The organism is Colwellia sp. BRX8-4 (assembly GCF_014077345.1).
Taxonomy (GTDB): domain Bacteria; phylum Pseudomonadota; class Gammaproteobacteria; order Enterobacterales; family Alteromonadaceae; genus Colwellia_A.
Map to the genome: position 1 here is coordinate 14,257 of NZ_JACGVS010000018.1, position 11,806 is coordinate 26,062.

The 11,806-nt window shown below is 37.5% G+C and carries 12 protein-coding genes; 4 read left to right on the top strand and 8 right to left on the bottom strand.

Translation table 11 applies throughout. The features are described 5' to 3' along the window. Nucleotides 1–137: 137 nt before the first annotated feature. Nucleotides 138–761 carry an FKBP-type peptidyl-prolyl cis-trans isomerase gene (locus tag H4J56_RS14615; RefSeq protein ID WP_182216286.1) on the bottom strand — a complete coding sequence of 208 codons (624 nt, stop codon included), beginning with the start codon at nucleotides 759–761 and terminating at the stop codon, nucleotides 138–140. A 220-nt stretch (nucleotides 762–981) separates the two neighbouring features. Here H4J56_RS14615 and H4J56_RS14620 point away from each other — a divergent pair, with 220 nt between their 5' ends. Both H4J56_RS14620 and H4J56_RS14625 read left to right on the top strand, forming a co-directional pair. Then, a complete protein-coding gene (locus H4J56_RS14620) occupies nucleotides 982–2,301 on the top strand; it encodes a Na+/H+ antiporter NhaC family protein (RefSeq protein ID WP_182222355.1) in 1,320 nt (439 codons plus the stop codon). Nucleotides 2,302–2,348: 47 nt separating this feature from the next. Next, nucleotides 2,349–2,627, top strand: a complete 279-nt coding sequence (locus H4J56_RS14625) for a diguanylate cyclase domain-containing protein (RefSeq protein WP_182222356.1) — start codon at nucleotides 2,349–2,351, stop codon at nucleotides 2,625–2,627. 221 nt (nucleotides 2,628–2,848) lie between these two features. Here the strand turns inward: H4J56_RS14625 and H4J56_RS14630 are convergent, their stop codons facing one another. Further along, complete coding sequence (locus H4J56_RS14630) at nucleotides 2,849–3,307, bottom strand: Rap1a/Tai family immunity protein (protein WP_182216292.1); 459 nt, start codon at nucleotides 3,305–3,307, stop codon at nucleotides 2,849–2,851. A gap of 261 nt (nucleotides 3,308–3,568) precedes the next feature. Between H4J56_RS14630 and nhaR the strand changes: the two genes are divergently transcribed. Continuing rightward, nucleotides 3,569–4,477 (top strand): transcriptional activator NhaR, encoded by a 909-nt coding sequence (nhaR, locus tag H4J56_RS14635; protein WP_182216294.1) that lies wholly within the window; start codon nucleotides 3,569–3,571, stop codon nucleotides 4,475–4,477. A 107-nt stretch (nucleotides 4,478–4,584) separates the two neighbouring features. Here nhaR and H4J56_RS14640 read toward each other — a convergent pair whose 3' ends face one another. The 6 genes from H4J56_RS14640 to H4J56_RS14665 form a co-directional block, all read right to left on the bottom strand. Next, a complete protein-coding gene (locus tag H4J56_RS14640) occupies nucleotides 4,585–5,781 on the bottom strand; it encodes a GAF domain-containing sensor histidine kinase (RefSeq protein ID WP_182259525.1) in 1,197 nt (398 codons plus the stop codon). Between the two features lie 250 nt (nucleotides 5,782–6,031). Beyond that, nucleotides 6,032–6,838, bottom strand: coding sequence for a M48 family metallopeptidase (locus tag H4J56_RS14645; RefSeq protein ID WP_310733842.1), 807 nt, complete (start codon nucleotides 6,836–6,838; stop codon nucleotides 6,032–6,034). A gap of 88 nt (nucleotides 6,839–6,926) precedes the next feature. Then, on the bottom strand, nucleotides 6,927–8,408 hold the full coding sequence (locus H4J56_RS14650; RefSeq protein ID WP_182216297.1) for a HAMP domain-containing sensor histidine kinase: 1,482 nt from the start codon (nucleotides 8,406–8,408) through the stop codon (nucleotides 6,927–6,929). Further along, nucleotides 8,405–9,130, bottom strand: a complete 726-nt coding sequence (locus H4J56_RS14655; protein WP_182216299.1) for a response regulator transcription factor — start codon at nucleotides 9,128–9,130, stop codon at nucleotides 8,405–8,407. The genes H4J56_RS14650 and H4J56_RS14655 overlap by 4 nt, the downstream gene beginning before the upstream one ends. Before the next feature lie 374 nt (nucleotides 9,131–9,504). Further along, the gene (locus H4J56_RS14660) at nucleotides 9,505–10,347 is read right to left on the bottom strand and encodes a spondin domain-containing protein (protein ID WP_182259526.1); all 843 of its coding nucleotides are present in this window, start codon (nucleotides 10,345–10,347) and stop codon (nucleotides 9,505–9,507) included. Between the two features lie 17 nt (nucleotides 10,348–10,364). Next, on the bottom strand, nucleotides 10,365–11,195 hold the full coding sequence (locus H4J56_RS14665) for a spondin domain-containing protein (protein WP_182216303.1): 831 nt from the start codon (nucleotides 11,193–11,195) through the stop codon (nucleotides 10,365–10,367). Between the two features lie 221 nt (nucleotides 11,196–11,416). Here H4J56_RS14665 and H4J56_RS14670 point away from each other — a divergent pair, with 221 nt between their 5' ends. Next, on the top strand, nucleotides 11,417–11,779 hold the full coding sequence (locus H4J56_RS14670; protein WP_182175749.1) for a hypothetical protein: 363 nt from the start codon (nucleotides 11,417–11,419) through the stop codon (nucleotides 11,777–11,779). Nucleotides 11,780–11,806 lie beyond the last annotated feature (27 nt).

An 11,806-nucleotide genomic window follows, 5' to 3' on the forward strand; every position in this document is an offset into this window, starting at 1 on the left:
CTACTTGATTGCTTTGTTATGGTTAATCACTATGGGTTTATATTTTATTATTTTAGCGTATTCGTCGTTCTTTGCCATCTATGGCATCACGACATACAGGCATAAAAAAGCCCTCAACGGAGGGCTTTAAAAACTAATTAGCTAACAATTGCTAATAATTCAACGTCAAATACTAACGTTGAATAAGGTGGTATAGCACCTTGTGAGCCTTGCTCACCGTATGCCAAATGGTAAGGAACGTATAAACGCCACTTAGAACCTTCGGTCATTAACTGTAATGCTTCAGTCCAACCTGGGATAACACCACCAATTGGGAATTCAGCAGGTTGACCGCGATCTACAGAACTATCAAAAATGTCGCCATTGATGAAAGTACCATGATAATGAGTACGAACTGTGCTTGCTGCTGTTGGCTTCTCGCCATCGCCTGTTGCTAAAACTTCATATTGAAGGCCAGATTCAGTAACAGTTACTTCATCACGCTTAGCATTTTCAGCTAAGAATTTTTCGCCTTCAGCTGACATTTCTTTAGCTGCGGCTTGCTCTAACTCTTGCATTTTTTTAGAAACAACAGAAAACGCGGCATTTAAATCTTCGTCTGATACTTGGCTTGCTGAATTAGCAATAGCATCGGCCAAACCTGCTTGTACAGCAGATACGTCAAACTCTTTAAAAGGGTTATTACGTAATTGATCACCTAATTGACGACCTACGCCGTAACTTACACGTTGCTCAATTGTTTCAAATGTATTCTCTGACATGATATTCCTTATGTTTTCGCCGACACAGTTATTGTGTAAAAATGGCAATTAGATAAAAATTCGCGATAGGATAACATAAACAGCTACTGGTCTGTAGCTTGAACTTAAGACATTTGGTTATTTTATATAATTTCCGGTTATGGCTATGCTTTCGTTATTATTTTGCTATCGATTTAGTTTACGATAGACTAGCGTTAACTTAATGTTAAAGATAAATTTTATGAATAAAGATATCGTTATTTCTTCTCCAGAGAAGCGTTTACTTAGCCTGTTACCTTTTGGGGTTTTTCTTGGTTTATTTCTGGGCACCGGTATTGTCCTTACCCTACAAGGCGTTGAGTTTGCTTTTTATCAACTCCCCGCCAGCATCGCTATTATTCCAGCCATCTTAGTGGCTATATATTTAGGTAAAGACAGTATTAATGATCAAGTAAGCCAATTTATTTCTGGAGCTGGCCATGCAAACATTATTACTATGTGTGTTATTTATCTACTCGCCGGTGCTTTTGCAACAGTTGCCAAAACAACTGGGAGTGTTGATGCGAGCGTTCAGCTAGGTTTATCTTTTTTCCCTGATTACTTATTACTGCCAGGCTTATTTTTAGTTGCGGCTTTTATTGCTACCGCCATGGGTACTTCAATGGGCACCATCGCTGCGATTGCGCCGGTGGCATTAGGCTTTATAGAGTCTGCTGATTTAGACGCTTCAATTGTTGCTGGCTGTATTATTTCAGGCGCTATTTTTGGCGATAATTTATCAATAATATCTGACACCACCATAGCATCGACGCGCAGTCAGGGTGCGCACATGAAAGACAAATTTAAAGTCAATTTTAAATTTGCCGTACCTGCGGCAATTTTATGTCTCATTATTTATGCTTCAATGGGAATTAGTATTCCGCATGAACAAACCCAAGATATTAACGTACTTGGCTTATTACCCTATTTGGTCATACTAACGTTAGCGTTAATGGGTCTTAATGTGTTTGTCGTATTAATTGTTGGTATTATCCTCGCGGCTGCAATAGGCATGTACGACAATGGCTATCAATTATCGGCATGGGTCAGTGATATCAATGCTGGCTTTGCTAGTATGCAAGACATTTTCATTCTTTCGCTGTTTATTGGTGGTTTAAGCGAACTGATCAAACGCCAAGGAGGCTTAGCCGCGCTAACCCATGCAATTGAGCACTTTGCGCGAAAGCTCAACCCCAACAATAAAAAACGTGCCGCCGGTTTAGGTATCGCTTCGTTAGCATTTACTTGTAACTTTTTTACCGCAAATAATACCGTATCAATTATTGTTACTGGTGAAACAGCGAAAGAGTTAGCAGAAGATGGACAAGTCAGCCCAGCACACTCGGCAAGTTTATTAGATATTTACGCTTGTATTAACCAAGGTTTACTGCCTTATGGTGCGCAAGCTTTACTGCTAGGAGCAACCTTGAAAATATCACCTATTGAAGTGGTATCAAGTGCTTTTTATCCGATGATCTTGCTAGTTGTCGCCAGCATAGCTTTTTGGCGCATCACTAAGTAGCTTACCAATATTAGGCTTTCGTTACTCTATTCTAGATTCTTGCGTGATTGACTCGTTTAGGAGGTGATGAATTTACCATTATATTAAAAGACGTTGTTTGTATTAGTGAAATTAATGAGGTAACCGAGCGTATTTTAGCTAAAATGAACGAACCCTATATTATTGATAAGTTATCTTTATATTGCCACGCAAGTGTTGGAATGGCATGGAATAAAGATAAAACTAGCTCACCGGAATTACTGATGCAACAAGCTGATTCGGCTATGTACCAAGCGAAGGAAAAAGGTAAGCAGAGTTGTCATACTTTTAATTACACAACTCACTAAATATTAGCTAACTGCTAATATAACAGCCCTTTAAGCATTACGGGTTATTGAGCAATAATTCAAGTTTGTTGGCAACAATAAAAATGCCAAGTTAACGACATAGCGCTATCGGCACTAAACAACAGTAAATAAGACGTTATAACGTGATTATCGATAAGTGAAACACCAAAGTAGCGAAGTGCTCTACATGCCGCTAGACAGCGATTTATCTGCCTTGATGATCAACATGGAAATTCTGAAACTAACGCTTCAAATAATACCTCTTTCAAAGATTTCGTCTGTAAGTCATCTATTTTCATCGACTTGGCTACTTTAGAGACCACTTTCCTTCGGTCTTCTTCAAGAGGAATGCAAAACTCATGTTCACCGCCTTTCTCTGTCAATGATGACCTCGCTGTAACACGAGTATTGTAGGCTCTTTTGACAAAATCACTGACTGGCGCTCGAGGATTATCAATTAACGCCTCTGGTTTTACTACCGCACTTTCTGAAAGTAAAGATGAATCGATAAACCCATCGATATAAAGTTTGCATGGATTAATTTCACTACGGTCTATACCCTGTTGGTATGCTTTACACGATTTAATAATATCAGACTTAAAGTCGGCAAATACTGAGCCACTTGCTAATAAAAAACCAACGAAAATAAATTTAGCTATAAAATTTTTAGTGAACTTCATTGTTAAAATCCCTTAATTCAATTAATTTTCCAGATAACCACTCGTATTAATATTCTGCAAGTAATGGCAAAAACTACAATAATAGCCAACTTTAGTGCTTAACCATCCTAACCTAAGCAGTTTTATCTTTCTAGATATTTTACAATCCGAAAGTAAAACAATAAAAGCTGTTTGTTGTTACTTCTTTATTAGAAAAAAGTTGACAAAAAATCTAAGGATTATTATTTTTAATAGCTATAGGTAAATCATTAAGAGAACATTATGGCCAAACTAAACTATCACCACCTACAGTATTTTAATGCGATAGTAAAACATGGCAGTATTGCCCAAGCATCAAAAATTATTCATATAACTCCGCAAACGTTGAGTGCCCAACTCAGTACTTTTGAAGATCAATTAGGCTACCTGTTATTTGAACGAAAAGGGAAACGTTTAGTGCTGAACGAAATGGGACGCTTGACATATAGTTATAGCGAAGAAATCTTTAGTTTAGGAGACGAATTACTTTATTCACTTAAAAATCACTCAGCAGATTTTGCTTCCCGCTTTTCAATAGGTGTTACAGATGTGATAGCAAAAGTATTTTCTTTTCATTTCCTAAAGCAAATTTATACCATGGATAGTTCGATAAAATTAATCTGTAAGGAAACGAGTTTAGAGGTATTACTTGGAGAGTTGGCGATAAATAAATTAGACGCGATATTAACTGATACTCCCCTGCCTACGACTTCCCCGTTAAAGGCATATAGCCATGCTATCGGAAAAAGCGGTTTTAGCTTTTTTGCTCACCATAATTTGGCTGATAAATTACAGGCTAACTTTCCTTACTCACTCGATGGACAATCATTTTTCATTGCTGGTGAAGGTACAAATCAACGTTTAAGTGTACTTTCTTGGTTTAATCAATTGAGTATCTCGCCATTAATTATTGGAGAGTTTGATGATTCGATATTAACTAAGTATTTTGGTCAGGCGGGTTATGGTGTTTTTTGTGCCCCAACAATTATTGAAGATCACGTTATGGAACAGTTTAACGTGAGCATTATCGGAAAAACCAATGATATAACCGAACATTACTACTTGATCTCACCCGAACGTAAAGTCAAACATCCAGCGGTTCAACATTTATTAACCGAAGGCAAAAAACTATTTAAACAACCAATGGCTTAAACTTATTAAATAGTTAGCAAAATAAAGCCCCTAGATGGGGCCTGGGTAAACGTCTTTACTTTTCAATATTTATACTATGCTAAAGCCGTCATTCATTTAGTTAATTATTATTCAGCAGTTTTTGGAAAATTAAGGGTTAATTTAGCACCACCAGTATAGGTTTTATCTAGAGAGAGATAACCTTGCTGCTTGCGGGCAAAATCACCACATAAACTTAATCCTAAGCCATGACCTGATTCACCTTGAGTACCGCACTGACTAGCAACACAATCACTAAATAGTTGGTCTTGTATATTTTGAGGAACACCTTCACCAGTATCTGTTATAACCAGTTTAACCTGGCCATCACTAGATTTAGCTTCAATGTCGATACTGCCATGCTCTGGCGTATATTTAATGGCGTTTGCTAATAAATTACGAATAATAGTTTTTGTTAAATTAACGTCCGCCATCACAGTAGTATTTTCATTGATGTTGTGTTTAATACTGATTTTTTTTAAATTGAAACTTTCTGTCATCAAGTCGAGCGTTTCTATTAACAGTGGCTTTAACGCTATCGTTTTTAATTCCGCATGAACGGCGCCTAATTGATTACGCGACCATTGCAGAATTTCGTCTAGTAGCTGATAAAAAGTCAGTGACGACTCTAAAATTCCATCTGCCATTTCAGCAATAATCTCAGGCTCAAGAGTGTCTGCATTTTCATGCAAAATTTTTGATAACCCTAAAATACCATTAAAAGGAGAGCGTAAATCATGAGACAAAATAGCAAATATTTTTTCTTGATCTGCTTGCATACGCTCTAACTGACGGTTACGTAGTCTTAGTTCTAATTGGCTAACCACTTGTTTTGCTAAAGTGTTTAATGCTAGTTGTTGTTTTTCATCCAGTTTATGGGGAACTGTATCAATAACACATAAGGTGCCGATAGGCATGCCGTTTGTACTGACCAGAGGTGCTCCCGCATAAAAACGAATATCTGGAGCACCTGTTACCAATGGATTATCGACAAAGCGTTCATCCGCTAAGGTATCAGGTACTTCAAAAACGTCATCTTGTAAAATAGCATGTGAACAAAAAGCGATATTCCTTGGCGTTTCCTGAGCATTAAGACCTACTCGAGATTTAAACCACTGGCGGTCTTTGTCGACAAGAGAGATCAGAGAAATAGAAGTACCACAAATGGCGCTAGCCAACTGAGTAAGTTCATCGAGCATCTTTTCATCTTCAGTGTCTAATACTTCGTATCTGAGTAATTCATCAATACGTTGTAATTCTTCGGGGTGCAGCTCAGCACTTATCATAATACGCAAATCCTTAGGTTGCATTAACTACGTTTATAGGAAAAACAGAAGATTACATTAAACTATATTTCAATGACTATAGCGTATTTTACCATGTTAAGTTCTGATATTTAACTGTTTAAACAAAATCAATCACATTTGTAGTAGTGTTACTAAAGCCAGTCATCAATATAATTATAATACGTTTCTCAATTAGAGGCAGTAGAATCAATTACTGCTGTATTTGAGCGTAAAGACTCTATATAAGTCTTTAAATATTCTTTGGCTTTTTACAACTGGGTGCGTTACTGGCCTTATAATAAGCTTGGGATTTCGGCAAATGTTCTGTTAACTGAGTAATACGGGTTTCATTTGATGGATGTGTTGACATAAATTCTGGTGGTGAACCATTTGAAAGTTTAGCCATGTTCTGCCACAAACTAATAGCTGCCGATGGTTCAAATCCTGATTTTGCCATTAAGTCTTGCCCAACTATATCAGCTTCACTTTCATGGGTACGTCCATAGGGCATTAATATACCGTATTGTAACCCTAAGCCTAAACCAGACATCCACAAGTTGCGGTTTTCAACATTTCCAACTGATAGGGCCGTATCAACAACAGCCATACCTGTTTGAGAAATTTTACTAGATGACATCCTCTCATTAGAGTGACTTTCAATAACATGCCCTACTTCATGACCAATAATTGCCCCAAGTTGATTTTGATTTTCGGCAACTTTTAAAATACCCGTATAAACGCCAATTTTCCCGCCGGGTAAAGCGAATGCATTGACTTGTTCAGAGTCAAAAACAACAACTTCCCACTCTCCTTTATGAGCAGATTTATGCACGTTTTTAGTGATGGCTTTCGCGACACATTGTACGTAATTATTTACTGCAATATCGGTACTGATTTTTTCTTTTTCTTTCATTTGTTCAAACGAACTGGCACCCATTTTATTGAGATCTGAACTTGAGAAAAGCGTTATTTGATTACGTCCAGTCGAAGATTTTGCACAGCTTGCTAAAACGATAAGCGCAGCAAGTGTTAATAAGAGGGTAGCTTTGTTATTCACGATATTTCCTTAGGTGAAATTTTTTAAATGAAATCCTAATAGGTATTCTAAGGAATGTTGCCAAACAATTCGACTGTTAAAATTCAATTTATAACGAAACTTTACTTAAATTAATAGAAAATGTTGTCCCTTCGCCTAACGTACTCGTTACCTTTATATCAGATTTTAATAATTCCAATAGTTTTTTAGTGATAGCAAGCCCAAGTCCAGTATGCTTCTGCTTGTCTTGCACTGCATTACTTGCGCGATAACGCGTATCAAAAATATAGGGCAGCTCATCTTCTTTAATACCGGTGCCCGTATCCGTAATATTTAATTGACAGTGGTTTTTATCCACCTCAGAAATAGATAAGGTAATTTTTCCTAACTCAGCAGTATGACGAATAGCATTTTCTAGTAAATTACTTAATACCCGCTCTAATTTTCCAATATCACTATGAACTTGGGTGTAAGAACACTCAGGTACGATATTAATTTCTATATGCTTTGCTGAGGTTTGCAAACTAAATTTAGCAACAACATCATATAAAAGTTCAGCTAAATTAAACGCTTCAAGATTCAAAGAAACTTGACCACTTTCAAGATGGGCTAACTCAAATATTTGATCAATAAGCCCTTTCAATTGTTGAGCGTTTTTCAATGCTATTTCGATATATTTTTGTCGTTGTTCTTTAGTGACCTGATCATTTTTTAATTCAAGGGTTTCAATATAACCTTGCAGAGACGACAGTGGTGTTCGTAAATCATGGGAGATATCAGCCAACAGCTCTCGTCGATGCTCATCATTTTTTTGTAACATGCCAAACTGTTGATTAATTTGTTTAACCATTTGCTCAAACGCTTCGCCCAGTTGGTGTACTTCATTACGACTGTTAGGCATCCATTTAGCGAGATTCACTTTACTTTTGTCAAAACCAACCGCTCTTAGTGCTTTAATATCTCTACTCAAGCGTCTTAATGGGCGAGTAAAGTAAGCAAATATTCCTAACATTACTACAAAAAAGAATAACATAGCACCAAACATTGCCAGAATAGAAAGTTCGGCTTGCCTGCTTGGCTGCAATCGCTTAAAAGCAGATTCATAACGTTCTCCTGTAACAATGACATATAAGTAACCTTGCAAACTACTGCCATTAAAAACAGGCGCGGCAGAAAATATTTTTTTACGAGAAATGTGTTGCGGATCATCGCCATAAATAGGTAACGCAGCTTGATTTTGTGTTAATTGAATAAGTGGGAGTAAATCAATTTTTGTACGTTTAATTAATGTTGGAGTAATCGAATGGGTTATAATTTTACCTGCGGGGTCAACAAAATAAAATTCAAAGGCGGGGCCTAAAACCATTAAGGTATGAAATAAATTTTTCAACGCTTGGTGATCATAAACACCTTGTTGTAATAATGGGTTGTCTCTGGCTAGATTAGCCGCTAAAGATAAGTGTAAATTTTGCTCTGATTCATATCTTGTTTTTTGCTCAAGCTGTTGCGCCCAAATATAAAAAACACTAATAATTGCAATAAATACCACCAATAAAGAAAGAGACAAACGGTGATATAAAGACAGTTTCATGCGGCAACACCTTTTTTATTAAATTTATAACCCACACCCCAAACTGTTTGCACAATTTCAGGTTTAGTGGCATTTCTTTCAACTTTGTTACGTAAGCGATTGATATGAGAATTTACAGTATGCTCATAACCGCTATGGTGGTATCCCCAGACATTACTAAGTAGCTGTTCTCGAGAAAACACTTGCTCAGGATGAGAAGCCAAAAATAAGAGTAAGTCAAATTCAGTGGAGGTTAGCTCTAGTTCTTTTCCAGCCAATAGCGTTCGATGAGTAGTATTATTAATTTGCAATTCACCTATTGTTAAATGCTGTTCTGGTTGCTGTTGTTGTGAGTGTTGTTGCTCTCTCTGAGCCGCTAAGTGTAAACGTCGCAGCTGACTTCTTACCCTAGCTTGTAATTCACGCACACTAAAAGGCTTACTCATATAATCGTCTGCGCCCAATTCAAGCCCTAATACACGATCAATTTCACTATCACGAGAGGTTATCATTAAGATCACTTGTTCTGGTTTTTGTTCACGTAGTTGTCGGCAAACATCTAAACCTGAAATTCCTGGTAGCATCACATCCAGTAAAACGAGAGCATAGTTATTATCAACAAGTTTCTGCAACGCTAGCTCTCCGGTTAAGCAGTGTTCAACCGTTAATGACAGTTCTTGTAAATTTAAAATCATTAAATCTGCAATATCTTGATCATCTTCAACCACTAAAATAGTGTCCATGCTTTGCTCCGTTTTATTCTATTTATTATTAAGAATTACAGCACAAAGAAAAAAAGTTCATCAACTATTGATTGAATATACTTTATTGGACAATTTTAATGCTCATCAATATTATTAGGTAGCCAAGCAGGAGTTATAAACCTCATCGATTCAAGTTAAGCTATTATTAAGCTAACTCTCCATCGATACACCTAAGCCAATACCAACAACATCAATATGTTCTGCATTATTTTTCTTTATGCCTGAGCATAAGAACTTGCTCGGGCATAAATACTTTCGAAACATTTATTATTTTATTTTTTATCAACTCTTTGACTTTATTATCTATCACTAGCAATGTAGAAATAGCGACGCCTGTAAGGACGCCAGCCAATTTATCGAGTTCGAGTGACTATGATACGTGACGTTGGATTATCCCAGCGATCCGCTTCTGTTAATACCGACGTGCTTAAACCTTCCTTACTCTCATCATTAGCATTGGCATTAGTGACAACACCGCGATGGAAATGAACTAAGTCAAAAAGATCATCACGTGCTGCATCAAAACCAGCACTTGCTCCACCGCCACCTGCAGCACCTGCTGCTGGACCAGGCATAGTCGTTGCCGTTTCAGTATTAGCTTCAGTGCCAGAGTCCCATGTAGGAGCCATAAAGCTCATTGATTGTCCGACTGTCATATTACTTATGTCTGCCGCATTAAGACCGGTAAACGCATCATTAGTGTCAACTAACATTGTTGTGAAACTAAGTCTTAAATCATCTACGTCAAGTAATGGAACAACGAGAGTCGACATTGTACCAACAGAGCGAGGTCCCGTTGCACCATCTGTAGTGGTAGCATCTAAATACTGCGTTGCAGCTAAAGCTTCAGCAAGAAGTTCAGTAGGGTCACCACCTTCAGCGAGCTGCTCTAAACCAAGGCTGGCGGCTTCACCATCGATAAAGGCATGGTAGCCAGGTTCATGTAGAATAATCGCCGCAGGTGAAAATGGCTGACTGTAGGTTAAATTAGTTAACTGAACAGTGAAAACAGCTAGATTACCATTAGTACCATTAGTACCATCAGCACCGTTAGTACCATCAGTTCCATCAACACCCGCAGTACCGGCAGTACCGGCTTGACCAGCTGTACCATTACTTCCATCATCACCGCCACAACCCGTTGCTAATACAGCAATAAGAGGCAATAACACTAAACTTATTTTATTAATATTCATGTTCTATTCTCCCTAAATTAAGATGCTGGGATAGTAATGGTTACTCGGGCAACAGGGTTCAACCAACGATGCTCTGTCGATTGCAAATCACTTGCTCCATCGGTAAGACTGGTATCGCCTAGAATATTTCTATGAATATGTACGGGACCATCGGTACCATCAACAACTTCATTAGCACCAATTGCACTACCATCTTCAGCAAAACCAACTTTTACTGCAACACCTGTTCCGCCAACACCTAATGGCACTGGAGAAGCACCTGCACCTGCAACACCTGGAACACCGTAACCACCAAGTGCAGCACCACCTTGTTCAACAATATCAGTACGCATACTGTTTAATTCATCATTTAATTCTGTACCTGCATCATATGCGTGCAACATATAAGTATAAGTACCTGGCGTAGTTGGAATTTTAATACTGTCTAAGCCAACAAATGCATCATTCGTTGGGATCAACATAGATAAAATTGAAAGATAAGGCTTATCCATCGTATCAAAGGCATAACTTAAAGACGTTGATGGCGCGACTAAACCACCAAAACGGTGCCATGTATTCGTTGTATTATCGGTATCTGTAGGGCCTAAAAGTGCTTCAAAGTTTTGACCTGCTGATGCGGCATTTTGCGCATCATCAATGACACCCGCTTCTGCAAGCCATGCTAATGCTGATGTAGCTTCAACACCGGGTTCAAAAGCATCAACAGAATTATCATGGGCTATAACTAAGCGTGGCGTAAAATGTTGTGCATGGGTGAGGTTAGTAATTTGAATATCAATGGTTTGTGCCATTAATGCTGAACTTGAACAAGCTAATGCGATAGCTGATGCGACTTTAAAAAATTTCATAACTTTCCTTTGATGACTAAATGATTTCACATTCAGTATGCGCAGCAAATATTACGAAGGTTTCACGAAGTTATCACGAATTCATCACAAGAATTAATTATAAAAGTAATGAAATTTATTTAGAGAAAGAGGGTCTATGTATTGATAATATTTATTAAATCTTGCAAGTCCCGCAGCAAGCGTGACAAAATTATTAATCATTATCATTTTTTAGAATTTATATGAAATATCGGTTAACACCAGCACTATTCAATAATATCGCCATTACTTGTTCTTCATATCGCTGGAAACTATTAGCGTGGAGCGGTTTCTCGTTTGCACTATTTTTTATGTTAAGTAAGCAAATTGAACAAAGCACCCCTATTGTCTTGGTGTGGTTCGCTATATTTATTTTATTTGCGGCTTTACAGACCTTAGTGGTAGCAAGTTTTATTTTCTTCTTTGTGACTTTACAATCAAATAAACAAGAGAATAAACCGTGGCGAAAGTTTTATTCAACAATCGAATGGTGTGAGGCCATTATTTTTACCGTTATATTACCTTTACCTATGCTTTTGTTTGTTTACGCACTGATCGTTATTTAACCTGTTATTTATTGTTTAACCGGCTAT